The following is a 26,667-nucleotide window of genomic DNA, read 5'->3' as shown; positions in this document are numbered from 1 at the left end:
GGAGAGAGGAAGGCTCCCGCCGCTGGCGGGAGGGGACGACGAAGCGTTCGTCGGGCGCACATGCAAGGCGTCGAAGGCGAGACGCGGCCGGGAGAGAAAGCCCTGCGCCTTCGGAACCTGCGCGGCCCCTTCGCCGTCCCCTTGCGTCAGCGGCGGGGACCGTCGCGAAAGCGGCTCAGGCCGCCTGCTTGAGGCCGGCCTTGGCGGTGGCGAAAGCCCAGTCGAGCCAGGGCAGCAGCGCGTCGAGATCGGACGCCTCGACCGTGGCGCCCGCCCAGATGCGCAGGCCGGCCGGCGCGTCGCGATAGGCGCCGATGTCATAGGCGACGCCGGCCTTTTCCAGCGACGCCGCCAGCGCCTTGGCGAAAGCCGCCTGCGCGTCCGGCGCCAGCGCCTTCACCTCGGGGTCGGCAACAACCAGGCACACGCTGGTGTTGGAGCGGGTTTCCGGCACCGTGGCGAGGAAGTCGATCCAGGGCGTCTTGGCGACATAGTCGGCGAGCACCTTGAAATTCGCATCCGAGCGCGCCTGCAGGCCCTTGAGCCCGCCCACCGCCTTCGCCCAGTTCAGCGCGTCGATATAGTCCTCGACGCAGAGCATGGACGGGGTGTTGATGGTCTCGCCCTCGAAGGTGCCTTCGATCAGCTTGCCGCCCTTGGTCAGGCGGAAGATCTTCGGCAGCGGCCAGGCCGGGACATAGCTCTCCAGCCGCTCGACCGCGCGGGGCGAGAGGATCAGCATGCCGTGCGCGGCTTCGCCGCCCAGCACCTTCTGCCAGCTATAGGTCACGACATCGAGCTTGGCCCAGTCGAGATTCTGCGCGAAGGCGGCCGAGGTGGCGTCGCAAATGGTCAGGCCCTGCCGGTCGGCGGGGATGAAATCGCCGTTCGGCACCCGCACGCCCGAAGTGGTGCCGTTCCAGGTGAACACCACATCATGGTCGAAATTCACTTGGCCGAGGTCGGGCAGTTCGCCATAAGGCGCCTTCAGGACGCGGGCGTCCTTGAGCTTCAGCTGCTTGACGACATCCGTCACCCAGCCTTCGCCGAAGCTTTCCCAGGCCAGAAGATCGACCGGGCGGGCGCCGAGCAGCGACCACAGCGCCATCTCGACCGCGCCGGTGTCGGACGCGGGAACGATGCCGATGCGGTAATCGGCGGGAATTTCCAGGACTTCGCGGGTGAGGTCGATGGCGAGCTTCAGCTTCGCCTTGCCGACCTTGGCACGGTGCGAGCGGCCGAGCGGAGCATCGCTCAAAGCCTCAAGCGTCCAGCCGGGACGCTTGGCACAGGGGCCGGACGAAAAATTGGGATTGGCCGGCTTCACAGCCGGCTGCGCGGTATTCGTCATGATAGCCATCCTTCCAGATGGGTGCCCCTCGGTGGGGAGGGGTAGCCCGAGAAGGGGTCTACTCCCGGCGGGCGCGAAACGCAAGAGGCAAAGGTTCCTGCCTGTGTCCGTGTCACCGAGACGCGGATCAGCGGCTCCGTGCGCCCCAGCCCGAACCGGAGGCGATTTCCCGCCAGCCGCCCGCGCCGGCTCATTTTACCTCTGACGGTATGGAACCGCCGCGGAGGGTTAGCCGTTACCTACCCGTCACATTCTGGTTTGGACGGCGATGCTCGCGGATCTGACCTCAGAGAAATGACTTTCTCAGAATGACGCCGATGTCAACGCATCGGCGTCAGATAAAACGCTCCACCCGCCCGCATTCGCGGGCCTTAAGATGAGAAGCTTGCTTAGACGATGTTCGATATTCTACTAGACTACACATTCTCTATCGCTATTTTTATCATGGGAGCGGTGTATCTGCTCCACCATGCTCTCTGACTTTTGCCGATTCATCAGGGACCGCAAACGCCTCCCCCGACAGGGCGGCGCGACCTGAAGCGATCGGGCCGGACATGTGGCGCGCCGCCGCCGCGCGGGCCCATACCGGGCAGCCTGTCCACATTGTGATCGCGCTCCCGCCCTGTGCCTTAACGCTGTCTTAACGCGGGCCGACAAGTCTTCTGCGTTGAACCACAGACGAGAGGAGGTTTCCCCCCATGATTGGACGGACCGCCATCGCACTGAGTGTGATGTTCCTTGCCAGCACGGCCGCCATGGCTGCCAAGCCGACAGCAATGGGTGAGTACAAGGACTGGAGCACCTGGCGCTTCAACGCCGATGGCAAGCCGCAATGCTATACCATCAGCACGCCGATCTCGGCCAAGCCGGACCGGCTGACCCATGGCGATGTGACGTTCTTTGTCACCGCCCTGCCCAACACCGCTCAGCGCACCGAGGTGAGTTTCCAGACCGGCTACAGCTTCGCCGCCGGCTCGCAGGTGGTCGCCAGCATTGGCGACGACAAATTCGTGATGATGACCGAAGGCAGCAGCGCCTGGCTGCGCCGGGCCGAGCGCGAGCCGGCCTTTCTGGAAGCGCTGCGCGGCGGCAGCCAGATGAGCATCAGCGCCACTTCCGCGCGCGGCAATGACACGAGCTATGTGTTCTCGCTCAACGGCGTGACCGCCGCCACCAACCGGATCCTGTCCGGCTGCAGCTGAAAGGCGCCCCGCCGGCGGGTTGGCATAGTGCCCGGCCCGCCGGTGCGCGCCTCAGTCGAAGAGGTAGCGCACGCCGAGCCGCACCTCATGCGCCGCCTGGCTGAACCCTGAGAGCCCGCCGCCGAGATCGGCGTTCTCGATGCGGACATAGCGATAGCCGAGATCGAGCTGCCAGTTCGGCGCCAGCGTCACCGTGCCGCCCGCCATCGCCGCCCAGGCGAAGCCCCAGCCATCGCCCGCCCCGAGCCCGGACAGCGATACATGCGCCCCGCCGAGGCCGGCGCCGACATAGGGCGTCACTCCATACCAGGTGCCGAGGTCGAGATAGGCATTGGCGAGCAGCGTGGTGGCGCTCGCCTCGCCGCTAAAGCCGCGAAAGGACACATCCGCCGCGCTGCGGTAGTCGGCGGTGAGGTCGAGGCGCAGCAGGTCGTTCAGCCGCAAGCCGGCGCCGAGGCCGAACACGCCGGCATCATCCACCGGCGCATGGCCCATGGCGCCGAGATCGGCCGATTCGTTGAAGACGAAGCCGATATCGCCGCGCAGATAGAAGCTGCGCGCCTCCTCGACCTCCGGCGCGCGGGCCAGCAGATCGTCGGCGTCGAGATCGTCGAGCGCATCCGCCGCCCGCGCCGCGCCGCCCGCGAGCAGAACGACACATACCGTCGCGAGCACGCTCCCGCGCACCCCTGCCCCAACCTTCTCACCCGCTTTACGCATGCAGCCATCCCAGACGAGCCGGGAGTGTCCCGGCGTTCTTCGACGGCTGCACTTTGACCGCGAGTGATTAAGAGCGGCTTAACCTTAACGCTTAACCTTGATTACGTCAGGCAAGCCCGCAGGGCTTTGCCTCAGGCGAACCGAAGGCGTCATCCCGGACGGGCCACCGGCCCGATCCGGGATCGCTCGCCATTCCCGCCCGATCCCGGCACTTCGCCTTCGGCTTCGGCCGGGATGACGGCATGTCGGGAAACAGCCTCACGCCGCCCGCGCGGCGCGGGCGCTGGCTTCCAGATGCGGCACCAGCGCCGGGTCGAGCTTCAGCGCCGTCGCCAGCCGGGCGAGGAACACGCGCTCGGAGGTGGTGTCGGCGTCGATGGCGAGCAGCGCGGTCATATAGATCTCCGCCGCCTGCTCGGGCGAGGTCGCCTCGGAGGCCAGCGCCTCGGGCGAGGCCGGCGTGCCGAGTTCCTGGGTGAGGAAACGCTCGGCTTCATCCAGCTGGGCGCTGCCGAGCTTGGCGGAAATCGCCGCGCGCTCGGCCTCGTCGACATGGCCGTCGGCCAGCGAGGCGGCGATCATGGTGCGCAGCAGCGTCACGTCGAAATGGCTGCGCTCGGCCTGCGCGGGATGGAAGGGCGACTGCGCCGGCGGAAGCTGGCTCGGCACGGGCTCGGCCGCCGTCTGCTGCGGCTTCTGACCCTGCTGGTAGTTCTGGTAGGCCTTGTAGGCGAGCGTGCCGACAAGGGCGAGGCCGCCGAGCTTCACCGCATTGCCGGCCATCTTGCGCCCGCCCTTGCTGCCGAGCACCAGCGACACCAGCGCGCCGGCCGCCGCGCCGGAGGCAAGCGAGCCGCCATTAGTGCCGAGATACTCCTTGGCGCGCCCCATCAGGTCGCCGGCGCCGGCCGTGCCCGCGCCCGGCGGCTGCGCGTTGGCGCTGCCGGTGACGCCCCCGCCGAGGCTGCCCGCGAGGCCGCCGAGCAGCCCGCCCAGCGGGTTCGTCTGCGCGGGCACCTGTCCCTGCGTTCCCGCCTGCGGCGTGAGGAACTGGTCGAGGAGCCGCTTGGCGTCGAAATTGCCGCTGTTGAACATGGTTCATCCCGTGGTGTCTGTCTGCGCAGGGAGGTAGGAACCAATCATGGCTTCCGCAAGGAAAGCCGCGCTTTCCCGGTCACCGCCGCGTGATCCGTGCCGCCCGCGAGAACCGGGCGCGTGTCGCATCTCATGTCGCATCCGTTCAACGCCAGCGCCGAAACAATGCTCGCCGTTTCGCGGTGGCCGCGCGAGCATGCGGACAGACGACGAAAGCGGCCCCGCCCCATGGGTCGGCCGCCTGCGTCTCACTCTTTGCCGCGGAGGCGACCGTGCAGAAATTCTCCGGCTTCGAGCTGTTCCGCCGCGCGCTGGGCGGCCATAAGAGCTGGCAGCCGCAATGGCGCAATCCCGAGCCGAAGGCCGAATACGATGTCGTCATCGTCGGCGCCGGCGGGCATGGCCTGGCGGCCGCCTATTACCTCGCCAAGGAACACGGCATCACCAATGTCGCGGTCATCGAGCGCGGTTGGCTCGGCGGCGGCAATACCGGCCGCAACACCACCATCGTGCGCTCGAACTATCTGTTCGACGAGAGCGCCGCGCTTTACGAGCACGCGGTGAAGCTGTGGGAAGGCCTGTCGCAGGACATCAACTACAACGTCATGTATTCGGCGCGCGGCGTCCTGATGCTGGCGCATAACCATCATGACGAAATCAGCTTCAAGCGCCATGTCCACGCCAACCGGCTGAACGGCGTCGACAATGAATGGCTCACCGCCGAGCAGGTGAAGGAATTCTGCCCGCCGCTCAACATCAAGAGCATGCGCTACCCCATCATCGGCGGCGCGCTGCAGCGGCGCGGCGGCACGGCGCGGCACGACGCGGTGGCCTGGGGCTTTGCCCGCGCCGCGGATTCGCGCGGCGTCGACATCATCCAGAACTGCGAAGTCACCGGCATCCGTCGCGGCCCCTCCGGCGCGGTGGAGGGGGTGGAAACCTCGCGCGGCTTCATCCGGGCGAAGAAGGTCGGCGTCTCCGCCGCCGGCCACACCAGCGTCGTCATGGCGATGGCCGGGCTGCGCATGCCGCTGGAAAGCTTCCCGCTGCAGGCGCTGGTGTCGGAGCCGGTGAAGCCCGCCTTCCCCACCGTGGTCATGAGCAACACCATCCACGCCTATATCTCGCAGTCCGACAAGGGCGAGATGGTCATCGGCGCCGGCACGGACGCCTACACCTCCTATTCCCAGCGCGGCGCGCTGCACATCACCGCCCATACGCTCGACGCCATCTGCGAGCTGGTGCCGCAGTTCCGGCGCCTGCGCATGCTGCGCAACTGGGGCGGCATCGTCGACGTGACGCCCGACCGCTCGCCGATCATCGCCAAGACCCCGGTGCCGGGCCTCTATGTGAATTGCGGCTGGGGCACGGGCGGCTTCAAGGCGACGCCGGGCTCCGGCCATGTCTTCGCCCACACCATCGCGAAGGACGCCCCGCACGCCATCAACGCGCCCTTCACGCTGGAGCGCTTCCGCGACGGTTTCCTGATCGACGAAGCGGCCGCCGCCGCCGTCGCGCACTGAGGAGGGCAGGACATGCTCATCATCACCTGCCCCTGGTGCGGCGCCCGGCCGGAAGTCGAGTTCCGCTATGGCGGCGAGGCGCATATCGCCCGCCCCGCCGACCCTTCCGCCCTCACCGACGCGGAATGGGCCGATTTCCTCTACAACCGCACCAATCCCAAGGGCCTGCACGCCGAGCGCTGGCGCCACATCCATGGCTGCGGGCGTTACTTCAACGCCCTGCGCGACACGGTGAGCGACTTCTTCGTCACCACCTACAAGGCCGGCGAGAAGCGTCCGGACATCGACGCCTCCAGCGGCGGGAGCAAGTGACATGACCAACCGCTTCCGCACCGCCTCGGGCGGGCGCATCGACCGCGCCGCGCCGCTGTCCTTCCGCTTCGACGGGCAGACCTTCTCCGGCTTCAAGGGCGACACGCTGGCCTCGGCGCTCATCGCCAATGGCGTCCACCTCGTCGGCCGCTCGTTCAAATATCACCGCCCGCGCGGCTTCCTCTCCGCCGGCTCGGACGAGCCCAATGCGCTGGTCAATGTCGCCCGCGACGCCGCCCGCGCCGCGCCGAATCTGCGCGCCACGCAGGTGGAACTCTACGAGGGGCTGAAGGCGCAGAGCCAGAACCGCTGGCCCTCGCTCTCCTTCGATGCCGGCGCGGTCAACGACCTCGCCGCGCCCTTCCTGCCGGCGGGCTTCTACTACAAGACCTTCATGTGGCCGGCGGGGGCGTGGAAGCGCTTCTACGAGCCGAAGATCCGCGCCATGGCCGGCCTCGGCGTCGCCCCCGATCTGCCGGACCCGGACCGCTACACCCAGAACCACGCCCATTGCGATGTGCTCGTCGTCGGTGCCGGCCCGGCCGGCCTTGCCGCCGCGCTCGCTGCCGCCGAGAGCGGGGCGAAGGTGATCCTGTGCGACGAGCAGGCGGAACTCGGCGGCTCGCTGCTGTCCGAGACCACCGCCACCATCGAAGGCAAACCCGCCGCCGACTGGCTGGCCGCGACGCTGGCGACGCTCACGGCGCGCGACAATGTCACGCTGATGCCGCGCACCACCGCCTTCGGCTATTTCCCGCACAACCACATCGCGCTGGCCGAGCGCGTCACCGAGCATCTCGCCGCCCCCGGCCCCGATCTGCCGCGCGAGCGGCTGTGGGAAGTGCGGGCGAAAGAGGTGGTCATCGCCGCCGGCGCGCTGGAGCGCCCGCTGGTGTTCCCCGACAATGACCGGCCGGGCGTGCTGCTGGCCGATTCCGCCCGCACCTACGCCAATCGCTACGGCACCAAGGTTGGCGAGCGCGCGGTGATCTTCACCGCCTGCGATGCCGGCTACCGCGCCGCGCTCGATCTCAAGGCCGCCGGCGTCAGCATCGCCGCCATCGCCGATCTGCGCGCGGAAGTCTCCGGCGAGCTGCCTTCCCGCGCGCTCGCCGCCGGCATTGATGTGCGTCCCTCCACCGTGCTGGTCGGCACCAAGGGCCGGCTGCGCGTCGCCTCCGCCCAGCTCGCCAAGGTGACGAAGGGCGCGGTCGGCCCGGCGGAAACCATCGCCTGCGACAGCGTGCTGATGTCCGGCGGCTTCACGCCGAGCGTGCATCTGTTCTCGCAGTCGCGCGGCAAGCTGGTGTGGGACGGCGCCGCCGGCGCCTATCTGCCCGGCACCTCGGTGGAGCGCGAGCGTTCCGCCGGCGCCTGCCGGGGCGTGAATGGCCTGCAGCGCGTGCTGGAAGACGGCTACGCCCAGGGCGAAGCCGCCGCGCTCGCCGCCCGCACCTACACCTCCCCCGCGCGCGGCGCCACGCCGGCGCCGGCCGCGCCGTCGCGGAGCATCCCCGCCAGCGCCGAGGATCTCGGCACGGACGGCTTCATCGGCGCCACCCCGCATGGGCGCAACCCCGCCTTCACCAAGGCGTTCGTCGACTGGCAGAACGATGTCACCGCCAAGGACCTGAAGCTCGCCACCCGCGAGGGCATGCGCTCCATCGAGCATGTGAAGCGCTACACCACCACGGGCATGGCGACCGACCAGGGCAAGACCTCGAACATGAACGCCCTCGGCATCGTTTCCGAGGCGCTCGACACGCCGGTGCCGAAGATCGGGCTCACCACTTTCCGCCCGCCCTTCACCCCCACCACTTTCGGCCTGTTCGCCGGGGCGGCGCGCGGCGATGTGTTCGATCCCGTCCGCAAGACCGCGATCCATGACTGGGCCGCCGAACACGGCGCCGCCTTCGAGGATGTCGGCAACTGGAAGCGCGCGCATTACTTCCCCCGCGCGGGGGAGGACATGCACGCCGCCGTCGCCCGCGAATGCAAGGCGGTGCGCGCGAGCGTCGGCATGTTCGACGCCTCCACCCTCGGCAAGATCGAGGTCGTCGGCCCGGATGCCGCCGAGTTCATGAACCGCATGTACACCAACGCCTGGGCCAAGCTGGAGCCCGGCCGGCTGCGCTACGGCGTCATGCTGCGCGAGGACGGCTTCGTCATGGATGACGGCGTCGTCGGGCGCATGGCGGCGGATCGCTTCCATGTCACCACCACCACGGGCGGCGCCCCGCGCGTGCTGGCGCATATGGAGGACTATCTCCAGACCGAATGGCCGGACCTCGATGTGTGGCTCACCTCCACGACCGAGCAATGGTCGGTCATCGCCGTGCAGGGGCCGAAGGCCCGCGAGGTCATCGCCCCGCTGATCGAGGGCATCGACCTCTCCAAGGAAGCCTTCCCGCATATGAGCGTGCGCGAGGGCACCATTCTCGGCGTGCCGACCCGGCTGTTCAGCGTCTCCTTCACCGGCGAACTCGGCTTCGAGATCAACGTGCCCTCCGCCTATGGAAGGGCGGTATGGGAAGCGGTCTATGCCGCCGGCGAGCGCTTCGGCATCACGCCCTATGGCACCGAGACCATGCATGTGCTGCGCGCCGAGAAGGGCTACATCATCGTCGGCCAGGAGACGGACGGCACCGCCACGCCGGACGATGTCAATCTCGGCTGGGCCGTCGGCAAGGCGAAGAAGGACTTCGTCGGCAAGCGCTCGCTCCTCCGCGAGTCCATGTCCGCGCCGGACCGCCGCCAGCTGGTCGGCCTGAAGACCACCGACCCCAAAATCGTGCTGGAGGAAGGCGCGCAGATCGTCGCCGACCCTGCCGCCCCCGTTCCGGTGCCGATGCTCGGCTTCGTCACCTCCTCCTATCACAGCGCCGTTCTCGGCCGCTCCATCGCGCTGGCGATGGTGAAGGGCGGGCGCGCCCGCATCGGCACGAAGCTGATGGTGCCGATGCCGACCCACGCCATCGAGGTCGAGGTGGTCGAGCCGGTGTTCTACGACCCCAAGGGAGAACGCCTCAATGGTTGAGAGCGCTGCCGTGACCGCGTCCCTCGCACCCGCCCGCCCGCTCGGCGCGCTGGCCGCCGCCTCCCGCGTCCTCCCCGCCGCGCGGCTCACCGCGCTGGGGGACGCCGCCCGCCTGGTCTTCCGTGGCCGCGAGGCGGCGATCGGCCCGGCCGGCGAGGCCTTCGGCGTCGCCCTGCCGCGCGAGGCCTGCCGCTTCAATGCCGGCAATGGCCGCTTCGCCTTCTGGCTCGGCCCGGATGAGTGGCTGCTGCTCGCCCCCGGCGCTGAGCCCGCGCCGCTCTTCGCCGCCATCGAGGCCGCGACGGCGGGTCTTCCCCACTCCCTCGTCGATGTCTCCGCGCGCAGCGTCGGCATCGAGCTGGCGGGCGACAAGGCCGCCTTCGTGCTCAACCAGGGCAACCCGCTGGACCTCTCGCTCGACGCCTTCCCGGTGGGCATGTGCACCCGCACCGTGTTCCACAAGGCGGAAATCGTGCTGGTGCGCCATGCTCCCGACGTGTTCCACATCGATGTCTGGCGCTCCTTCGCGCCCTATGTCTGGGAACTGCTGGAAGACGCCCGCCGCGAACTGGCGTGACCCGGGCGGGGCTGCCGCCACAACGTCATCCCGGACGGCCGCAGGCCGCTCGGGGATCGTTCGCCTCAGGAGAGCGATCCCGGCTCTCCGCTCCGCTTCGGCCGGGATGACACAAGCGGAACAGACCGCCATGATCAGTGCCTTCGAGCTCTTCAAGATCGGCATCGGCCCGTCTTCCTCGCACACGGTGGGGCCGATGCTGGCCGCTTTGCGCTTTGCCGAGAGCCTCGCGGCCGAGGGAGTGCTGGCCCGCACCGCCCGCGTGGAAGTGGTGCTCTACGGTTCGCTCGCCTGGACCGGCAAGGGCCACGGCACCGACAAGGCGGTGATCCTCGGCCTTGCCGGCCTGCACCCGCGCAATGTCGATCCCGACCGCGCCGACCTGCTCGTCGCCGGCGTGGCGGAGGACGGCCGCCTGCCGCTCGGCGGCAGCCACGGCATCCGTTTCGATCCCGCCCGCGATATCGTTTTCGACGGCGTCTCGCCCACCCCGCAGCACCCGAACACGCTCGCCTTCCGCGCCTTCGCGGCGGATGGCGCGCCGCTGTCCGAGGCGCGCTGGTGCTCCATCGGCGGCGGCTTCGTCGTGCCGGAGGCGGAAGTCGGCCAGCCGCCGGCCGAGGACGAGGCCGCCCTGCCCTACCCGTTCCGCAACGCCCGCGAGCTGCTGGCGCTGGCCGCGCGCGAAAACCTCTCCATCGCCGATCTCGTCCTCGCCAATGAGCGCGCCCGCCGCACGCCCGCCGAGGTGGAGGCGCGGCTCGACGGCGTGGTCGAGGCGATGATGGCCTGCATCGACCGCGGCCTTGCCACCTCGGGCGAACTGCCCGGCGGGCTGCACGTCAAGCGCCGGGCCAAGGCGATCCGCGACGCGCTCATCGCCCGCAACGCCCCGACGCCGCATGAGATCATGGACTGGGTGAGCCTCTACGCCATCGCGGTGAACGAGGAGAACGCCGCCGGCGGGCGCGTCGTCACCGCCCCCACCAATGGCGCGGCGGGCGTCGTGCCGGCGACGCTGCGCTACTATCGCGATCATTGCCCCGGCGCGAACCGCGAGGGGCTGCATATCTTCCTGCTCACCGCCACCGCCATCGGCGCGCTGTTCAAGATCAACGCCTCGATTTCAGGCGCCGAGGTCGGCTGTCAGGGCGAGGTCGGCGTCGCCTGTTCCATGGCGGCCGGCGGGCTCGCCGCCGCGCTGGGCGGCACGCCGGCGCAGGTGGAGAACGCGGCGGAAATCGGCATGGAGCATCATCTCGGCATGACCTGCGACCCCATTGGCGGGCTGGTGCAGGTGCCCTGCATCGAGCGCAACGCCTTTGGCGCCATCAGCGCGGTCAACGCCGCCTCGCTGGCGCTGCATGGCGACGGCACGCATATCGTCTCGCTCGACAAGGTCATCGTCACCATGCGCGAGACCGGCCGCGACATGGCCTCGAAATACAAGGAAACCTCGCTGGGCGGCCTCGCCGTGAACCTGCCGGAATGCTGAGCCGCCGATGCCGCCGCCGAGGAAGCCCTCACCTTCCGCACAGCCGGTGCGACCTGACGCCGCAAATTTGCTATGCTGGGCCGAGGAGCAGGCCATGAACCAGCAGCGTCCCCCCTCTCTGGCCATGACGAGCGCGTCCAGCACGGCGGCGCCAGTGCTGAATGTCGGCTTCATTCTGGCCGATAATTTCACCCTCTCGGCCTTTTCGCTGATGGTCGACCAGTTCCGCCTTGCCGCCGATGATGGCGACCGCTCGCGCCCCATCCTCGCCCGCTGGCAGGTCATGTCCTCGCGTCAGGAGCCAATCCGCGCCAGTTGCGGCATCACCGTGGCGCCCTCCGGCCCGCTCGCCGACCCCACGAACTTCCACTACATCATCGTCGTCGGCGGCCTGCTGCATGGCGGCCAGCAGCTGGACGAGGAGAGCATCGCCTATTTGAAGCGCGCCGCCCGCGCCGGCGTGCCGCTGGTCGGCGTCTGCACCGGCTCCTTCGTGCTGGCCCGCGCCGGGCTGATGACCGGCCGGCGCTGCTGCGTTTCCTGGTATCACTATCAGGATTTCATGGAGGAATTCCCCCACCACACCCCGGTGGCGGACCGGCTCTATGTCATCGATGGCGACCGCATCACCTGCGCCGGCGGCGGCGGGGCGGCGGACCTCGCCACCGCGCTGGTGGAGAAGTTCCTCGGCCGCTCCGTGGCGCAGAAGAGCCGGCATGTGCTGCTGCTGGACCGCCAGCGCCCCGGCACCGAATCCCAGCCGCACCCGCCCATCGCCGATCTGGTGGCCGATGACCGCGTGCGCCGCGCGCTCCTGATGATGGAGCAGCACCTCGCCGACCCCTTGCCCATCGCCGACATCGCCCGCCGGCTGCAGCTCTCCACCCGCCAGCTGGAACGCCTGTTCCAGACGGTGATGGGCCAGCGCCCGGCGGAATTCTACCGCCGGCTGCGGCTGCGCTATGCCCGCTTCCTGCTCGACACCACCGGCCGCTCGGTGACCGATATCGCGCTGGAAGCCGGCTTTTCCGACTGCGCGCATTTCTCCCGCCAGTTCAAGGCGCAGCACGGCTTCACCCCGTCCGATGCCCGCGCCCGCGCCCCGGTGGCGGTGCAGAGCGTCGCCGGCCAGCGGCTGTTCGAGTAGCCACGCCGCTTCTCAGATGCCGGTCTCGGTCGGGCTGGCATTGCCCTTCATCAGGATCGGCCCGGTCGGGCGCCCGGTGGGCGAGCCGCCCGCCGGCTCCAGCGTCACCTCATAGAGCTGCGCGGCGGCGGGGCGCGGCAGTCCCTCCACGCTCAATTCCACATTGCGCATCGCCTCCAGGAGGCCCACCGAGACCGGCCCGCGCTCCCGGTCCCACAGCGTCCACACCTGCAGCGACTTGCCTTCCGGCGCCTTCAGGGCGCTCAGCGCCAGCAGCTCGGTGCGCCCGTCGCGGAAGGCGTTGACCACCGCCGCCGGCTGATTCTGGTCGGAGAGCAGCACCGCCACCAGCACCGGCGCCTGTGCCGCCTGCCGCGCCAGCTGCGCCGTGCCGATCGCGAGCAGCACCAGCGCGGCCGAGGCCGCCAGCCCATAGAAGCGCCACAGGCTGAGACTCTGCCACCATGTCGCCAGCCGGGAGGGCCGCGCGACCCGGCGCGGCGTCGCGGGCGCCACCGGCCCGAGCGCCGCCTCGATGCGCGGCCACAGCGCCGGATCGGGCGTGACAGGCGCGGCGGTGGCATCCAGTTCGGCGAGGCGCGCCCGCCACAATTCCACCTGCACGGCGAGCCCGGCATCGCGCGCCAGCCTTTCCTCGCAGCGGCGCATTTCCTCCGCATCGAGCAGGCCGAGCACATATTCGCTCGCCAGCCGGTCGCGTTCGTCCGCGCTCATGTCATGCACTCCCGCAGGGTGAGCAGGCTGCGGCGTATCCACGCCTTGGCGGTGCCGAGCGGCACGCCGAGCCTTCCCGCCAGCTCGCCATGGGTCAGCCCGCGCATATAGGCGAGCAGGATCGCCCGGCGCCGCGCCGGCTCCAGCCGGTCGAGGCAGCGCCTGAGCGCGCTGGCCTCGGAGAGCGCCATGACAAGCGTCTCGGCGTCGGCCTCCTCGCTGGCCGGCTCGATCGCCTCGAAATCGCCGACCAGTTCCATCCGCCCCTCGCCGCGCAGGGCATTCAGCGCGGTGTTGCGCAGGATGGCGAAGGCCCAGGAGGCCGGCCGGCCGCGCGCGGCATCGAAGCTGTCGGCCTTTTCCCAGATGCGCAGAAAGGTGTCGTGCACCACCTCGTCGGCGAGATCGCGCCGGCGCAGCATGCGCAGCGCGACGCCGGTCATCTTTGGCGCCAGCCGGTCATAGAGAAGCTGCAGCCCGGCGCGATCGCCGCGCGCGCAGCTGCGCAGCGCCTCGGCGAGGTCGTCCTCGGCGGCGGCCTCAAGGGCCGGCAGCAGGGTCGTCATCGGGCGGCTCCCGCAAAGTAAGGCTTGCTACTCTTACGCCGGGCCGGCGGCCTCGGACGCAACGGCAGGAGATTTTTTCGTATGTCGCTGCATCCGCCGGCGATTCCCGCGTGTAGCCGCTCCGTCCCAGCCGACACGGTTCGGCGCGAAACGGAGTTCGCCACCATGAAAAGCTCGATGATCGCCCTCGCCTTCAGCGCCGTCACCGGCCTCGCCCTCGCCGCCACCGGCGCGCGGGCGCAATCCGTCGCCGCCCTGCTCGACGGCAACCGCATCGTCCTCGTCGATGTGAAGGCCGCCAAGGCCGGCACGCCGATGACGGTCGCCGGCGACGGCAAGCTCGTCGGCCTCGATGTGCGCCCGGCCGACGGCATGCTCTACGGCCTGTTCGCCGATGGCACCGTCGTCACCATCGATCCGTTGAGCGGCAAGGCGATGAAGAAGTCCACACTCTCCACCATGCTGCCGGCCGGCTCCATGGCCACGGTCGACTTCAACCCGGTGGCCGACCGGCTGCGGGTGATCGGCAGCGACGGCACCAATCTGCGCGCCAATGTCGACGACGGCAAGGTGACGACGGATGGCGTGCTGAACTATGCCGAGGGCGACATGCACAAGGGCAAGGCCTCGAAGGTCGTCGCCGGCGCCTACACCAATTCGGTGAAGGGCGCCAAGGAGACCGCACTCTACGACATCGACGCCACCGCCGGCACCCTGGTCAAGCAGGCCCCGCCCAATGATGGCGTGCTCAATTCCGTCGGCAAGCTCGGCGTCACCGGCGACACCTACGCCTTCGACATCGTCACCACCCCGGCCGGCGTCAATGAGGGCTGGTTGATGGCCGGCGACACGCTCTATGCGGTCGATCTCGCCACCGGCAAGGCCACCGCGGCGGGCAAGATCGCCGGGGTCGCGGGCAAGGTGCACGACATCGCCATCCTGCCGTCCATGTGAGCCCTTGCGGCGTTAGCCTTTCCGACACCTGCGAACCACGGAGAGGGCGGCGCGGCGACGCTCCGCCCTCTTGGCGTTGCGCGGGCCGTGGGAATGTCGCGTTCAGAGAATTGTCTGTCGCTTCCAGCAAAGTCAGCGCCGCGCTTGTGTCGAACAATTCCAGACGACAAGCGGGCCGCACCCGCGCGAGGGAGAACAGACGATGCTCGATTCCACCGCCACCCCGCTGAAGGCGCTGCTGCGCCGCCGCAAGCCGGGCTACAGCCTGGAAGCGCCGTTCTACACCAGCCCCGAGATCTTCGCGGCCGACCTCGACATCATCTTCGGCCATCACTGGCTCTTCGTCGGCGTCGACCCCGACATCCCCGAGCCGGGCGACGCCATGACGCTGAATATCGGCCAGACCAACATCGTGCTGGTGCGCGACGATGATGGCGAGGTGCGCGCCTTCCACAATGTCTGCCGCCATCGCGGCGCGCCGATCGTGCATGACTACAAGACCACGGTCGGCAACCTCGTCTGCCGCTACCATTCCTGGACCTATGGCCTCGACGGCAAGCTGCTCGCCGCCTCGCATATGGGCGAGGGCTTCGACGCGTCCTGCCATGGCCTGAAGCCGGTGCATGTGCGCTCGCTGGAAGGGCTGCTCTTCGTCTGCCTCGCCGACGAGCCCCCGGCGGATTTCGAGGTGATGGCGGCGAAGATGGCGCCCTATCTCGCCCCGCACGACCTGAAGAACGCCAAGGTCGCCTTCGAGAAGGACATCATCGAGCCCGGCAACTGGAAGCTCACCATGGAGAATAACCGCGAGTGCTATCACTGCGCGGGCAACCATCCCGAGCTGACCGTGCCGCTCTTCGCCTATGGCTTCGGCTTCGCGCCGGAAGAGCTCGACGAGCATGAGCGCAAGGAAGCCGAGGATTACGACAAGCTGCTCAAGGACAGCCATAAGGAATGGGAAAGCTGCGGCTTCCCCTCCACGCTGATGGAGCATCTCGACGACATGGCCACCGGCTTCCGCACCGAGCGCCTGCCGCTCGCCGGCGCCGGCGAGAGCCACACCCACAGCACGGAAGCCGCGTGCAAGAAGCTGCTCGGCAAGATCAACGATCCCAAGCACGGCGCGCTGCATTTCTGGACCCAGCCCAACAGCTGGCACCATTTCATGTCCGACCACGCCGTGGTGTTCTCGGTGCTGCCGCTCGACGCCGAGCGCTCGCTGCTGCGCACGAAGTGGCTGGTGCACAAGGACGCGGTCGAGGGCGTCGACTACACGATCGAGAACCTCACCGGCGTGTGGGACGCCACCAACGACCAGGATTCGGAACTGGTCGGCTATTGCCAGACCGGCGCGCGCAGCCCGGCCTATGAGCCCGGCCCCTACTCGCCGCACACCGAGATGCTCGTGGACAAGTTCTGCAACTGGTACGTCAACCGGATGAGCGAACATCTGGGGCGGTGACGCGGGTAGACGCCTGAACGACCTCTCATCCTCTCCCCGATGGGGAGAGGTGGCCCGCGAAGCGGGTCGGTGAGGGGTTACGGGATGGCCAAGAGCAGCCCCCTCACCCCACCCCTCTCCCCATCGGGGAGAGGGCGCATGGCTGATCCGCCGGGACAGTCGCTCATAATCGGAACCCGCCCCCATGCACGCGCCCACCCCCACCGTCTCGCCCGAACCCGCCGCCCCGCGCCTCGCCGGCGCCCTCAAGGCGTGGAACCCGGAGGCGGATGACGCGCTCACCGTCCTCGCCATCCGCGAGGAGACGGCGGATGTGAAGACCTTCGTGCTGGCGCCGAAGGAGCCGTGCCTGTTCCACTACCGGCCCGGCCAGTTCCTCACGCTGGAGCTGGAAATCGGCGGCGAGACCATCAATCGCTGCTACACCATCGCCTCGGCGCCCACCCGCCCGCACACGCTCGCCATCACGGTGAAGCGCGTGCCTGGCGGGCCGGTGTCGAACTGGCTGCACGACCAGGTGCGCGTCGGCTCCACGCTGCGCGCGGTCGGGCCGATGGGCGAGTTCTCCTGCTTCATCGAGGGCACCCCCGCGCCGGCGCCGAAATATCTGTTCCTCTCCGGCGGCAGCGGCATCACCCCGCTCATGTCGATGGCCCGCACCTTCCACGACCTCGCCGAGCCGCGCGACATCGTCTTCGTCCACGCCGCCCGCTCGCCCGCCGACATCATCTTCCGCGACGAGCTGGAACTGATGGCGCGCAACCAGCCGGGCAGCTTCCGCTTCGCCCCGGTCTGCGAGGGCGATAGCCCGCGCGCGCCGTGGCACGGCCTGCGCGGTCGGGTGAGCCTTGGCGTGCTCGAACATGTCGCGCCCGATTTTCGCGAGCGCGAAGTCTTCGTCTGCGGCCCGGCGCCGTTCATGAAGGCGGTGCGGGAACTGTTGAAGGGCGCGGGCTTCGACATGGCCCGCCACCATGAGGAAAGCTTCGATTTCGCCGAACTGGCCAAGGCCGAGCCCGAGGTGGCGGCGGAGGTGGTCTCGGCCGAACTGCTGCAGGCGGTGCCGGAGGCGCTGGAAGCGCCGGTCGTCACCTACACCGTGGAATTCGCCAAGCAGAAGCGCAGCATCGAGTGCCGCTCGGACATGTTCGTGCTGGACGCCGCCCGCCGCGCCGGGGTGCGCCTGCCCTCCTCCTGCTCCAAGGGGCTGTGCGGCACCTGCAAGTCGAAGCTCATCGAGGGCACGGTGGAGATGAAGCATGGCGGCGGCATCCGCCAGCGCGAAATCGATGCCGGCATGGCGCTGCTGTGCTGCTCCAAGCCGACCAGCAATCTGGTGGTCGACCGCTGAGGCAGCGCGCCGGGCTCCGCTTGAAAAACGTCATCCCGGAAGGGCCGCAGGCCCTGTCCGGGATCGCTTGACAATCGGTGCGCGCGGCCCCGTCGAACGATCCCGGCACACCGCCTCCGGCGGCGGCCGGGATGACGCTTCTTGAGGAAGCGGCTCAACCGGCGCATCACCTCCAGAGATCGAGAGCGCCGTTCACCGCCTGCTTCATGCCGTCATAGGCGCGGCTGGTGCCCTCGACCGTGCGGTCGACGATCTCGGTGGCGGTGGGAATGGGCGGCAGGCCGAGGAAGCCTTCCTTCTTCTCGCTCTCGCGCGGGACCACGGGGGCCGGCGGCAGCACGCCCGGTTCGGCGGCGGCGAGATCGAGCGGCCGGCCGACCGGGGCGGGCGCGGCGGCAGCGGCCGGAGCGGCGCTGCCGGCGACCGGTGCGGGCGCGTTTCGCACCATCGGGTCGCGGCTGTCGCAGCGCGCGCCGCACTGGTCGAAACGCTCCACTCCCGCCGGCAGGTCGGCGACGGTGATGTCGCTGGAAAGCGGCGCGGCGCCGGCATGGGTCGTGCGCGTCGCGGCAGACGTCGCGACAGGCTTGGCGGCCTTCTGCGGCGGCTTGTAGACCGCGCCGGGCTCGATGGCGCGGATCATGGTGGGAATGGCGAGCTGGTCGCCCTTGTCGGTCGGCTCCTCGGCCAGATCGACCGGCTGGGCCACCAGCCGGGCCAATGTCTTCACGCTCTCGTGCGCCTGCTGCGCCCCCGCCTGTTCCGCCTTGCCGCGCAGATAGCCGCTATCCTCGGCGACGACATAGGTGCCGACGGCGACCGCGAGCGCGAAGCCCACCGGCAGCATGAGGCGGCCGGCAAGCGAGGACTGGAAGCTGGTGCGCGAGCGCAGAAAAGAGCGCATGGACGGAATCCCCTTTTATCTCGGCGCATTTCCGCCTGCGTTGACGACCATTTTGCGGCATGATTGGTGCCAGTCGGTGACGAAGCGGGGGTAATCCTGCGCGCCCATTTCCCAACATGATCGCCGCGCAACCTTCGGCAAACTTTCCGGGTGCCCTCACGTGCTCGACACCGCCTCGCTGACCCGCATCGGCTTCCTCACCCTGCCGAACCATTCGATGATCGCCTGCGCCAACGCGCTGGAAGCGCTGCGCATGGCCAATTACGTCGCCGAGGGCGAGCTTTATTCCTGGCGTATCGTCACCCCGGACGGCGTGCCCGCCACCGCCAGCAACGGCCTCACCCTCTCCCCTACTTTGGCGTTGGCGGAAGCCGGCCCGCTCGACCTTTTGCTGGTCTGCGGCGGCATCGATGTCCGCCACGCCGCCACCCCGGCCGTGGCCGACACGCTCCGCCGGCTCGGCCGGCGCGGCGTCGCGCTCGGCGCGCTGTGTACCGGCAGCTTCGTGCTCGCCGAGGCGGGGCTGCTCGATTTCTATCGCTGCGCCGTGCATTGGGAGAACCTGCCGGCCATTCGCGAGGAATTCCCGCAGATCGATTTCGTCGAGGAAGCCTTCGTCATCGACCGCGACCGGCTGACCTGCACCGGTGGCATCGCCCCGCTGGAAATGATGCTCACCCTGATCGAGGCCAAGGCCGGCCGCACGCTCGCCGACAAGGTGTCGGAACAGTTCATCGTCGACCGCGCCCCGCGCCGGACGGAGAAGGTGGCCGCCCGCCCGCGCCCGCTGCTGCCCGACCCGACGCTCGCCCGTGCGGTACGGCTGATGGAAGCCGCCATCGAGCAGCCGCTCGGCGTTTCCGGCATCGCCAACCGGCTCGGCGTCTCCGCCCGCCAGCTGGAACGGCTGTTCCAGCGCCATCTCGGCGTCACCCCGGCGGCCTATCAGCTGCGGCTGCGGCTGGAGCGGGCACGCGAATTGCTGCGCCTCTCGCCGCTGCCGGTCACCGATGTCGGGCTCGCCTGCGGCTTCCAGTCGGCGGCGCATTTCTCCACCGCCTATGCCCGGCATTTCGGCCGCCCGCCCAGCCGCGAGCGCCGCGGCGCCGCCCCCACGCCAGCGCGGGCCTGAGCCTTCGGCATCCCCCGCACTGGCGCGCCGCGCCGCGTGGTATTAATTGTGCAAGGCAACTGCCCTTTCAGCGGTGCCGAACAGTGCCGCGCCCCGAGACTGCGCCCGAGACTGCGCCCATGAACGCGCCCGTGAATCCGAACGGCTATCGCAGGCTGGCCGCCCGCTACAGCGACCTGACCTCCGGCATGCTGGCACCCGAGCGCACGCCGCTCGCCGATGCCTGGCTCGGCCTGCCCATGACCTTCGTCGCCGGCGCTACCAATGCCGGCGGGCTGCTGGCGGTGGGGCAATACACCTCGCACATGTCGGGCATCATCTCCTCGGCCGCCGACCATGCGGTGCTCGGCGCGCTCGACCTCGTTCTCGGGGGCCTCGGCGCGCTCATCGCCTTCGTGCTCGGCGCGGCCACCTCGGCGGTGCTGGTCAATTGGGGCCGGCTGCATGTCGCCGGCCGCGAATATGCCCTGCCGCTGACGCTGGAGGCGCTGCTGCTGCTGGCCTTCGCGCTCATCGGCCCGTTCACCCGCCAGCACGCCCTCATGCTCGGCCTCGCCGTGGCGGTGCTGTGCTTCATCATGGGGCTGCAGAACGCCACCGTCACCAAGATGTCGGGCGCCAAGATCCGCACCACCCACATGACCGGCATCGTCACCGATATCGGCATCGAACTCGGCAAGCTGTTCTATTCCAACCGCCGCCGGCGCGGCACCGGCCTGCCGCTGGTGCTGGCGGACCGGGAAAAGCTCAAGCTGCTCAGCTATTTCCTCACCGCCTTCTTCGTCGGCGGCGTCGTCGGCGCGGTGGGCTTCAACTATATCGGCTTCGTCTTCGCCGTGCCGCTGGCGCTGCTGGTTCTGGCGCTGGCCGGCCCTTCGGCGCTGCGCATCCTGCTGCGCTGAACGGCTCGGTCGCAACGCTACCGGCGCGATGGCGCAAATCTTCTGTCCGGCATAGGTGCATGCGACCTATCGTGCCCATGTCGGGTTTAGAATGCGTAGGCGAAGGAGCGCGCCCACCATCATGATCGCCAATGCCGAGGCACTTCTCAAACCCTTGACCATCAAGGGTCTCACCATCCGCAACCGGGTGATGTCGACCTCGCACGCGCCGGGCTACGGCCGGGACGGCAAGCCGCAGGAGCGCTACCAGCTCTACCACATGGAAAAGGCCAGGGGCGGCATCGGCCTCACCATGTTCGGCGGCTCCTCCTCGGTGGCGATCGACAGCCCCGCCGCGCCGTGGAACCAGATTTCCGTCACCGACGACAGCGTCATCCCCTATTTCCAGCAATTTGCCGAGCGGGTGCACGCCCACGGCGCCAAGCTGATGATCCAGCTCACCCATATGGGCCGGCGCACCAAATGGGACACGGAGAACTGGCTGCCGACCATCTCCGCCTCGGTGCGGCGCGAGCCCGCCTCGCGCACCGTGCCGCGCGCCATGGACAAGCACGACATACGCCGCGTGGTGAAGGCCTTCGCCGACGCCGCCCGCCGCTGCAAGGAAGGCGGGCTGGACGGCTGCGAGATTTCCGCCGCCCATGGCCATCTCGTCGACCAGTTCTGGAGCCCCTCGGTCAACCAGCGCACGGACGAATATGGCGGCAGCCTGGAAAACCGCATGCGCTTCGGCAAGGAAGTGCTGACCGCCATGCGCGAGGCCACCGGCGACGATTATGTCATCGGCATCCGCATGTCCGGCGACGAGATGATCGCCGACGGCCTCAGCCATGAGGACTGCGTCGCCATCGCCGCCGAATATGCGCGGGCGGGCCTCGTCGACTTCCTCAACATCGTCGGCGGCCAGGCGCGGGACGAGATGTCCCATGCCGTCTCGCTGCCCAACATGTCCTTCCCCGTCGCGCCCTTCCTCTATCTGCCGAGCGCCATCAAGCGCGAGGTGGAGGTGCCGATCTTCCACGCCCAGCGCGTGACCGATCTCGCCACCGGCGCCCGCGCCGTCGCCGAGGGCCATGTCGACATGATCGCCATGACCCGCGCCCACATCGCCGATCCGCATCTCGTCAAGAAGCTGATGGAAGGCCGCGACGACGACATCCGCCAATGCGTCGGCGCCGGCTATTGCATCGACCGCATCTATGTCGGCGGCGACGCGCTGTGCCTGCAGAACGCGGCGACGGGCCGCGAGGCGACCATGCCGCATGTCATCCCCAGGGCGGAGGTGACGCGCAAGGTGGTGGTGGTCGGCGCCGGCCCGGCGGGGTTAGAGGCCGCCCGCGTCTGCGCCGAGCGCGGCCATAAGGTGGTGCTGTTCGAGAAGGAACCGGTGGTCGGCGGCCAGATCAACATCGCCGCCAAGGCCACCTGGCGCGAGGCACTGTCGGGCATTCCGCGCTGGCTTTATGCACAGGTGCAGAAGAAGGGCGTCGACATCCGCCTCGGCCGCGCCGCGACCGCCGACGACATCACCGCCGAGGCGCCCGACGTGGTCATCATGGCGACCGGCGGCGTGCCCAATCTCGGCCATGCCAAGGGGCATGAGCACGCCGTCTCCACCTGGGACATCCTCACCGGCCGGGTCGAGCCCACCGGCTCGGTGCTGCTGTTCGACGAGATCGGCGGCCACAACGCCGCCTCCACCGCCGAGGTGCTGGCCAAGAAGGGCTGCCTCGTGGAGATGGTGACGCATGATGTGCAGATCGCGCAGGAGATCGGCACCACCAACAAGCCGGTGCATCTGCGCGAACTGTACAAGCTCGGCGTGGTGATGACCCCGAATACCGAGCTGATCGAGATCTACCCCGAGGGCAACCGCCTCATCGCCGCCCTGCGCAACACCATGACCGATGCGGAGGAGGAGCGCGTGGTCGATCGCGTCGTGGTCGATTACGGCACGCTCCCCGTCGACGGCCTGTTCGAGGCGCTGCGCGGCGCGTCCATCAATGATGGCGAGACCGATCTCGACGCGCTCATTTCCGGCCGCGCCCCGCGCTGGACCGGCCAGCCGGGCTTTGCGCTCTACCGTGTCGGCGACGCCTGGACCGGGCGCAACATCCACGCCGCGCTCTATGATTCGCTCCGGCTCTGCAAGGATCTGTGAGGCGATGATAGGCACCGTCATCCCCGGGCAATCGAGTGACGGCGGCGCCTCATGACGGACCTCGCGCTTCTCCTCTCCCTCATTGTCCTCGCCATGCTGGTGATCGCCGGCGCCCTCGCCGCCCGCCGCGCGCGGGCGTGGCGCATCGGCCGGGCGGCGCGGGTGGACTGGGCGGCGGGCCTCATGGCCCTGCCGAAACGCTATCTCGTCGATGTCCACCATGTGGTGGGGCGCGATCCTTATGCCGCCCGCATGCACGCGCTGGCCGCCGGCGGGCTGCTCGCCGGTTCAAGCCTCGCGCTCATCGGCCTCATCCCCGCGCTGGGCGATGCGCGCCTGTTCTGGTGGCTCACCGCGCTGGCCTTCGCCGCCGCCTTTGCTGGCGGGGCGATGGTCGGGCGGCGGCGCTACCCGACAAAGCCGGCACGGCTTTCCGGCGGGCGCTTTCAGATTTTGCCCTTCCTGCTCGCCGCCTATAGCGGCGGCGGCTTCCTCGTCGCGCTCGACGCCTCGCTCGGCGGGGCGCTGCGCCCGCTCGGCCTGCTCGGCCTCGCCTTCGCGGCCATCGGCGGCATCGGGCTCGCCTTGCAGATCGACCGGGGCCCGATGCGCCACGCCTTTGCCGGCGCCGCTCATCTCGTCGCCCATCCCCGCCCCGGACGGTTCATGGATGAGCGCGCCACTGCGCTGGCCCCGCTCGACCTTGACGCGCCCCGCCTCGGCGTGGCGATGCCGGAGGATTTCGCCGTCAACCGGCTGATCGGTTTCGACGCCTGCATCCAGTGCGGGCGCTGCGAAATCGCCTGCCCGGCCTTCGCCGCCGGTCAGCCGCTGAACCCCAAGCGCCTCATCCAGGACCTCGCCGCCAGCCTCCAGCCCGGCGGCACCAACGCCGCTTACGCCGGCAGCCCCTACCCGAACGCCCGCCCCGTCGCCGGGGTCGGTGGGCCGGGCCTGCCCATCGTCGGCGAAGCGGCGATGATCCACCCGGACACGCTGTGGTCCTGCACCACCTGCCGCGCCTGCGTCGAGGAATGCCCGATGATGATCGAGCATGTCGACGCCATCCTCGACCTGCGCCGCTTCCAGACGCTGGAACTCGGCGCGCTGCCGGCCAAGGCCGCCGCGCCGCTGATGGAACTGCGCTATGCCGACGAACCCGGCGGGCGCCCGCTCACTGGCCGCACCGATTTCGCCGCCGGCCTTACCCTGCCGCTGATGGCGCAAAAGGGCGAAGCGGAAATTCTGCTCTGGCTCGGCGAAGGCGCCTATGATCTGCGCTATGGCCGCACGCTGCGCGCGCTGGTCACCCTGCTGCAGAAGGCCGGCGTCGACTTTGCCGTGCTCGGCGCGGAGGAACGCGATTGCGGCGACCTCGCCCGCCGTCTCGGCGACGAGGCCGGCTTCCAGCGCCTCGCCCGTGCCAATATCGAGACGCTGGCGCGCTACCGCTTCGCCCGCATCCTCACCGCCGATCCGCACGCGCTGCACGCGCTGCGCAACGAGTACAGCGCCTTTGGCGGCACTTATGAGGTGGTGCACCACACCGCCTTTCTCGACGAACTGGCCGCCACCGGCCGGCTCACGCTCGGCGCGCTGGAGGCGGCCCGCGTCACCTATCACGACCCCTGCTATCTCGGCCGCTACAATGGCGAGGTGGACGCCCCGCGCCGCCTGCTCGACCGGCTGGGCATCGCGCGGCTGGAGATGGAGCGTTCCGGCAAGCGCTCCATGTGCTGTGGTGGCGGCGGCGGCGCGCCGGTGTCCGATATCGAGGGCGAGCGGCGCATTCCCGACATCCGCATGGGCCAGGCAGCCGCCACCGGCGCCGGCATCGTCGCGGTGGCCTGCCCGCAATGCTCCGCCATGCTGGAAGGCGTCACCGGCGAGCGCCCGGCGGTGCATGACATTGCCGAGCTGGTGCTGATGGCGGTGGAAAAGGCCGGCACCGCCCCGGCCCGGTCAGCGCAGGTGCCGGCATGAGCCGCCCGCGCAAGGACCCGCGCATGGAGCGCGCCGCCCATCTCGTGCCCGGCGGCGCCCGGCCGCGCTTCGATCTCGCCGCCACGCCCGCCACCTCCGGCCGCCTGCGCCGCGACCCGCGCGCGGAAGAACGCCTTGCCCTCGTGCCCGGCACGCTGCGCCGCCGGCTCGACCGCAGCCAGCGCGCCCCGGCAGTATCCGTCGTGGCGGTCGCTGCGCCGGTGGAGGCGGAGGCCGCGCCGCGCCGCGTGGTCATCGCGGAGCCCGCCTTTCTCGTCGCCCTGGTGCCGGACGCGCCGGGCGGGCGGCTTTCCGCCCATGACCGGCAATTGTTCGGTGCCGCCCGCCTGCTGGCGGACGCCGGCGGCGGGGCGGTGCTGGCGCTGGTCGACGGGTCGAGCGAGGAACTCGGCGCCGCCGGCGCCGACCGCGTGCTGGCGCTGCCAATCACCGGCTACGATCCGGAGGCGAAGGCGCTGGCGCTGAACGCCGCGCTCGCCGCGCTCGACCTGCGCCATGTGCTGTTCCCGGAGAGCGCGGAAGGCGGCGACCTCGCCCGCCGGCTCGCGGCGCTGTCGGGGGAGCCCTTCTTCGCCGGTGCGGAAAGCCTCAGCCCCAAGGCCGTGACCCGCGCCGCGCGTGGCCGGCGGGTGGAACAGCGCCGCGCCCCGCCGCGCCTTCTCAGCCTGGCCATCGACGCCATCGCCCCGCATGCGGGCAGCCTGCACGAGGCGCTGCCGGTGGAATTCGCCTTCCCGGAGACGACGGGCGGCGCCCTTCTCTCCGCCGAGTTCATCCCCGCCGACCCGGCGCGCGTGTCGCTGGCGGAAGCCGATTTCGTCGTCTCCGCCGGCAATGGCGTCAGCGATCTCGACACGTTCCGCATGCTGGTGGCGGCGCTTGGCGGCACACCCGGCGCCAGCCGCATGCTGTGCGACGCCGGGCTGATGCCGCGCGCCGCGCAGGTCGGCGCCTCCGGCACGGTACTGGAGGCACGCGGCTATTTCGCCCTCGGCATTGCCGGCGCGCCGCAGCATCTCCAAGGCGTGGCGCGCTGCGAGCATGTGATCGCCGTCAACACCGATCTCCACGCCGCGATGATCGAACGCGCCGGCCTCGCCATCGTGGCGGACGCGCAGAAGGTGATGCCGGCGCTTTTGCGGCTGCTCGGCGAGGAGGGCGCGCCATGAGAATCGCGCTGCTGCTTTCCGCCGGCCGGCACAGGGTTTCCGGCCGTCCGGCGCCGGTGCCGGTGGAGCTTCAGGCGCTGCGGCTGGCGGCGGATCTCGCGCAGACGCACGGCGGCCAATCGGGCGGCACCGTCACCGGCCTGCATGCCGGGCCGGAGATCGGCCCGCTCACCGATGCGCTCGGCCATGGGCTCGGCCATCTCGTGCATCTGCGCATGCCGGCCGAGGCCGATCCCGCTCCCGCGCTCACCGCGGCGCTGGAAGCCGGCGGCTACGACCTCATCCTCGCCGGCCGCAGCGGCCAGGGGGGCGAGGATACCGGCCTCCTCCCCTACACGCTGGCGCGTGCGCTCGGCCGTCCCATCCTCGCCGATGCCGCCGCGCTGGCGCCGGGGGCCGAGGCTGGCACGCTCAGTGTCGAACAGGCGCTGGGACGCGGGGCGCGGCGGCGTCTCGTGGTGCGGCTGCCGGCGCTCGTCACCGTCCATCCGGCCGCGCCGGCGCCGCTGCCCTTCGCCTTTGCCGGTCTGCGGCGCGGACAGGTGGAGATGCGGGAGGCCGCCCCCAGCGCTCCCGCCCCGCACGAGGTGGAAGAACGCCCCTACCGTCCGCGCCCGAAACTCATCGCCAAGGCCGCGGCCGGGGCTTCCGCCGCCGAGCGGCTGAAGGCGGCGACGGTGGCGGCGAGCGGCGGCGGCAAGCTGCTGGTCGATCCGGCGCCGGAGGAAGCGGCGCGGGAGATTCTCGCCCATCTGCGCGCGCTCGGCCTCATCGCCCCGCGCTGAAGCCGGCTTCTGTCAGCGGCAAGCCGGCCCATTTTGCCGGGCAGCACCGCGCCTTTTCCCATGCATTTGCCACGAAGAGCGGC

22 protein-coding genes are annotated in these 26,667 nt (G+C 69.8%); 16 read left to right on the top strand and 6 right to left on the bottom strand.

Translation table 11 applies throughout. The features are described 5' to 3' along the window. Window positions 1-175 precede the first annotated feature (175 nt). Window positions 176-1,351, bottom strand: coding sequence for a phosphoserine transaminase (locus J2S75_RS15090; protein ID WP_307020829.1), 1,176 nt, complete (start codon window positions 1,349-1,351; stop codon window positions 176-178). 698 nt (window positions 1,352-2,049) lie between these two features. Here J2S75_RS15090 and J2S75_RS15085 point away from each other — a divergent pair. Then, a complete protein-coding gene (locus J2S75_RS15085; RefSeq protein WP_307020827.1) occupies window positions 2,050-2,553 on the top strand; it encodes an invasion associated locus B family protein in 504 nt (167 codons plus the stop codon). Between the two features lie 51 nt (window positions 2,554-2,604). On the opposite strand, the gene J2S75_RS15080 is transcribed toward J2S75_RS15085, so the two are convergent. Together J2S75_RS15080 and J2S75_RS15075 are read right to left on the bottom strand one after the other, a co-directional pair. Further along, window positions 2,605-3,273 (bottom strand): outer membrane protein, encoded by a 669-nt coding sequence (locus J2S75_RS15080; RefSeq protein WP_307020825.1) that lies wholly within the window; start codon window positions 3,271-3,273, stop codon window positions 2,605-2,607. Between the two features lie 258 nt (window positions 3,274-3,531). Continuing rightward, complete coding sequence (locus tag J2S75_RS15075; protein WP_307020823.1) at window positions 3,532-4,368, bottom strand: tellurite resistance TerB family protein; 837 nt, start codon at window positions 4,366-4,368, stop codon at window positions 3,532-3,534. A 272-nt stretch (window positions 4,369-4,640) separates the two neighbouring features. Here J2S75_RS15075 and J2S75_RS15070 point away from each other — a divergent pair, with 272 nt between their 5' ends. The 6 genes from J2S75_RS15070 to J2S75_RS15045 all read left to right on the top strand — a co-directional run bounded on the left by J2S75_RS15070 (window position 4,641) and on the right by J2S75_RS15045 (window position 12,459). Beyond that, a complete protein-coding gene (locus J2S75_RS15070; RefSeq protein ID WP_244450668.1) occupies window positions 4,641-5,891 on the top strand; it encodes a sarcosine oxidase subunit beta family protein in 1,251 nt (416 codons plus the stop codon). A gap of 12 nt (window positions 5,892-5,903) precedes the next feature. Beyond that, window positions 5,904-6,203, top strand: coding sequence for a sarcosine oxidase subunit delta (locus tag J2S75_RS15065; protein WP_307020821.1), 300 nt, complete (start codon window positions 5,904-5,906; stop codon window positions 6,201-6,203). 1 nt (window position 6,204) lies between these two features. Further along, window positions 6,205-9,240 (top strand): sarcosine oxidase subunit alpha family protein, encoded by a 3,036-nt coding sequence (locus tag J2S75_RS15060; RefSeq protein WP_307020819.1) that lies wholly within the window; start codon window positions 6,205-6,207, stop codon window positions 9,238-9,240. Between the two features lie 10 nt (window positions 9,241-9,250). Then, window positions 9,251-9,817 carry a sarcosine oxidase subunit gamma gene (locus J2S75_RS15055; RefSeq protein WP_307020817.1) on the top strand — a complete coding sequence of 189 codons (567 nt, stop codon included), beginning with the start codon at window positions 9,251-9,253 and terminating at the stop codon, window positions 9,815-9,817. Between the two features lie 130 nt (window positions 9,818-9,947). Next, complete coding sequence (locus tag J2S75_RS15050; protein ID WP_307020815.1) at window positions 9,948-11,312, top strand: L-serine ammonia-lyase; 1,365 nt, start codon at window positions 9,948-9,950, stop codon at window positions 11,310-11,312. 94 nt (window positions 11,313-11,406) lie between these two features. Then, window positions 11,407-12,459, top strand: a complete 1,053-nt coding sequence (locus tag J2S75_RS15045; RefSeq protein ID WP_307020813.1) for a GlxA family transcriptional regulator — start codon at window positions 11,407-11,409, stop codon at window positions 12,457-12,459. Between the two features lie 12 nt (window positions 12,460-12,471). On the opposite strand, the gene J2S75_RS15040 is transcribed toward J2S75_RS15045, so the two are convergent. Together J2S75_RS15040 and J2S75_RS15035 are read right to left on the bottom strand one after the other, a co-directional pair. Then, window positions 12,472-13,194, bottom strand: a complete 723-nt coding sequence (locus J2S75_RS15040; RefSeq protein WP_307020811.1) for an anti-sigma factor — start codon at window positions 13,192-13,194, stop codon at window positions 12,472-12,474. Further along, entirely contained in the window at window positions 13,191-13,760 is a 570-nt protein-coding gene (locus J2S75_RS15035; RefSeq protein ID WP_307020809.1) for a sigma-70 family RNA polymerase sigma factor, read from the bottom strand. Before J2S75_RS15035 ends, J2S75_RS15040 begins: the two co-directional genes overlap by 4 nt. 165 nt (window positions 13,761-13,925) lie before the next feature. Here J2S75_RS15035 and J2S75_RS15030 point away from each other — a divergent pair, with 165 nt between their 5' ends. The 3 genes from J2S75_RS15030 to J2S75_RS15020 all read left to right on the top strand — a co-directional run bounded on the left by J2S75_RS15030 (window position 13,926) and on the right by J2S75_RS15020 (window position 17,527). After that, a complete protein-coding gene (locus J2S75_RS15030; RefSeq protein ID WP_307020807.1) occupies window positions 13,926-14,714 on the top strand; it encodes a DUF4394 domain-containing protein in 789 nt (262 codons plus the stop codon). 202 nt (window positions 14,715-14,916) lie between these two features. Continuing rightward, window positions 14,917-16,176 carry an aromatic ring-hydroxylating oxygenase subunit alpha gene (locus J2S75_RS15025; protein WP_307020805.1) on the top strand — a complete coding sequence of 420 codons (1,260 nt, stop codon included), beginning with the start codon at window positions 14,917-14,919 and terminating at the stop codon, window positions 16,174-16,176. Between the two features lie 184 nt (window positions 16,177-16,360). Continuing rightward, complete coding sequence (locus tag J2S75_RS15020; RefSeq protein WP_307020803.1) at window positions 16,361-17,527, top strand: FAD-binding oxidoreductase; 1,167 nt, start codon at window positions 16,361-16,363, stop codon at window positions 17,525-17,527. Window positions 17,528-17,693: 166 nt separating this feature from the next. Here J2S75_RS15020 and J2S75_RS15015 read toward each other — a convergent pair whose 3' ends face one another. After that, entirely contained in the window at window positions 17,694-18,431 is a 738-nt protein-coding gene (locus tag J2S75_RS15015) for a hypothetical protein (protein ID WP_307020801.1), read from the bottom strand. A 160-nt stretch (window positions 18,432-18,591) separates the two neighbouring features. Between J2S75_RS15015 and J2S75_RS15010 the strand changes: the two genes are divergently transcribed. The 6 genes from J2S75_RS15010 (at window position 18,592) to J2S75_RS14985 (ending at window position 26,584) form a co-directional block, all read left to right on the top strand. Further along, window positions 18,592-19,563 (top strand): GlxA family transcriptional regulator, encoded by a 972-nt coding sequence (locus tag J2S75_RS15010; RefSeq protein WP_307020799.1) that lies wholly within the window; start codon window positions 18,592-18,594, stop codon window positions 19,561-19,563. 119 nt (window positions 19,564-19,682) lie between these two features. Beyond that, window positions 19,683-20,465, top strand: a complete 783-nt coding sequence (locus J2S75_RS15005) for a YoaK family protein (protein ID WP_370874147.1) — start codon at window positions 19,683-19,685, stop codon at window positions 20,463-20,465. A 121-nt stretch (window positions 20,466-20,586) separates the two neighbouring features. Then, window positions 20,587-22,626: an NADH:flavin oxidoreductase gene (locus J2S75_RS15000; protein WP_307020797.1), complete on the top strand. Its 2,040-nt coding sequence runs from the start codon at window positions 20,587-20,589 to the stop codon at window positions 22,624-22,626. A 51-nt stretch (window positions 22,627-22,677) separates the two neighbouring features. Continuing rightward, complete coding sequence (locus J2S75_RS14995) at window positions 22,678-24,609, top strand: DUF3483 domain-containing protein (RefSeq protein ID WP_307020795.1); 1,932 nt, start codon at window positions 22,678-22,680, stop codon at window positions 24,607-24,609. Continuing rightward, on the top strand, window positions 24,606-25,799 hold the full coding sequence (locus tag J2S75_RS14990; protein WP_307020793.1) for an electron transfer flavoprotein subunit alpha/FixB family protein: 1,194 nt from the start codon (window positions 24,606-24,608) through the stop codon (window positions 25,797-25,799). Before J2S75_RS14995 ends, J2S75_RS14990 begins: the two co-directional genes overlap by 4 nt. Then, the gene (locus J2S75_RS14985) at window positions 25,796-26,584 is read left to right on the top strand and encodes an adenine nucleotide alpha hydrolase family protein (protein WP_307020791.1); all 789 of its coding nucleotides are present in this window, start codon (window positions 25,796-25,798) and stop codon (window positions 26,582-26,584) included. The genes J2S75_RS14990 and J2S75_RS14985 overlap by 4 nt, the downstream gene beginning before the upstream one ends. Window positions 26,585-26,667 lie beyond the last annotated feature (83 nt).

The sequence above is a fragment of the Ancylobacter polymorphus genome, assembly GCF_030813495.1.
GTDB lineage: Bacteria > Pseudomonadota > Alphaproteobacteria > Rhizobiales > Xanthobacteraceae > Ancylobacter > Ancylobacter polymorphus.
The sequence above is the reverse complement of the archived record's forward strand: the minus strand, read 5'-3'. Positions and strand labels throughout refer to the sequence as shown.

Bases quoted from the DNA above. Each gene is read 5' to 3' on its own strand.
- J2S75_RS14985 (WP_307020791.1), top strand. From the start codon at position 25,796: ATGAGAATCGCGCTGCTGCTTTCCGCCGGCCGGCACAGGGTTTCCGGC.
- J2S75_RS15090 (WP_307020829.1), bottom strand. From the start codon at position 1,351: ATGACGAATACCGCGCAGCCGGCTGTGAAGCCGGCCAATCCCAATTTT.
- J2S75_RS15050 (WP_307020815.1), top strand. From the start codon at position 9,948: ATGATCAGTGCCTTCGAGCTCTTCAAGATCGGCATCGGCCCGTCTTCC.
- J2S75_RS15015 (WP_307020801.1), bottom strand. From the start codon at position 18,431: ATGCGCTCTTTTCTGCGCTCGCGCACCAGCTTCCAGTCCTCGCTTGCC.
- J2S75_RS15045 (WP_307020813.1), top strand. From the start codon at position 11,407: ATGAACCAGCAGCGTCCCCCCTCTCTGGCCATGACGAGCGCGTCCAGC.
- J2S75_RS15000 (WP_307020797.1), top strand. From the start codon at position 20,587: ATGATCGCCAATGCCGAGGCACTTCTCAAACCCTTGACCATCAAGGGT.
- J2S75_RS15080 (WP_307020825.1), bottom strand. From the start codon at position 3,273: ATGCGTAAAGCGGGTGAGAAGGTTGGGGCAGGGGTGCGCGGGAGCGTG.
- J2S75_RS15025 (WP_307020805.1), top strand. From the start codon at position 14,917: ATGCTCGATTCCACCGCCACCCCGCTGAAGGCGCTGCTGCGCCGCCGC.
- J2S75_RS15060 (WP_307020819.1), top strand. From the start codon at position 6,205: ATGACCAACCGCTTCCGCACCGCCTCGGGCGGGCGCATCGACCGCGCC.
- J2S75_RS14990 (WP_307020793.1), top strand. From the start codon at position 24,606: ATGAGCCGCCCGCGCAAGGACCCGCGCATGGAGCGCGCCGCCCATCTC.
- J2S75_RS15030 (WP_307020807.1), top strand. From the start codon at position 13,926: ATGAAAAGCTCGATGATCGCCCTCGCCTTCAGCGCCGTCACCGGCCTC.
- J2S75_RS15065 (WP_307020821.1), top strand. From the start codon at position 5,904: ATGCTCATCATCACCTGCCCCTGGTGCGGCGCCCGGCCGGAAGTCGAG.
- J2S75_RS15075 (WP_307020823.1), bottom strand. From the start codon at position 4,368: ATGTTCAACAGCGGCAATTTCGACGCCAAGCGGCTCCTCGACCAGTTC.
- J2S75_RS14995 (WP_307020795.1), top strand. From the start codon at position 22,678: ATGACGGACCTCGCGCTTCTCCTCTCCCTCATTGTCCTCGCCATGCTG.
- J2S75_RS15020 (WP_307020803.1), top strand. From the start codon at position 16,361: ATGCACGCGCCCACCCCCACCGTCTCGCCCGAACCCGCCGCCCCGCGC.
- J2S75_RS15040 (WP_307020811.1), bottom strand. From the start codon at position 13,194: ATGAGCGCGGACGAACGCGACCGGCTGGCGAGCGAATATGTGCTCGGC.
- J2S75_RS15005 (WP_370874147.1), top strand. From the start codon at position 19,683: ATGAACGCGCCCGTGAATCCGAACGGCTATCGCAGGCTGGCCGCCCGC.
- J2S75_RS15035 (WP_307020809.1), bottom strand. From the start codon at position 13,760: ATGACGACCCTGCTGCCGGCCCTTGAGGCCGCCGCCGAGGACGACCTC.
- J2S75_RS15085 (WP_307020827.1), top strand. From the start codon at position 2,050: ATGATTGGACGGACCGCCATCGCACTGAGTGTGATGTTCCTTGCCAGC.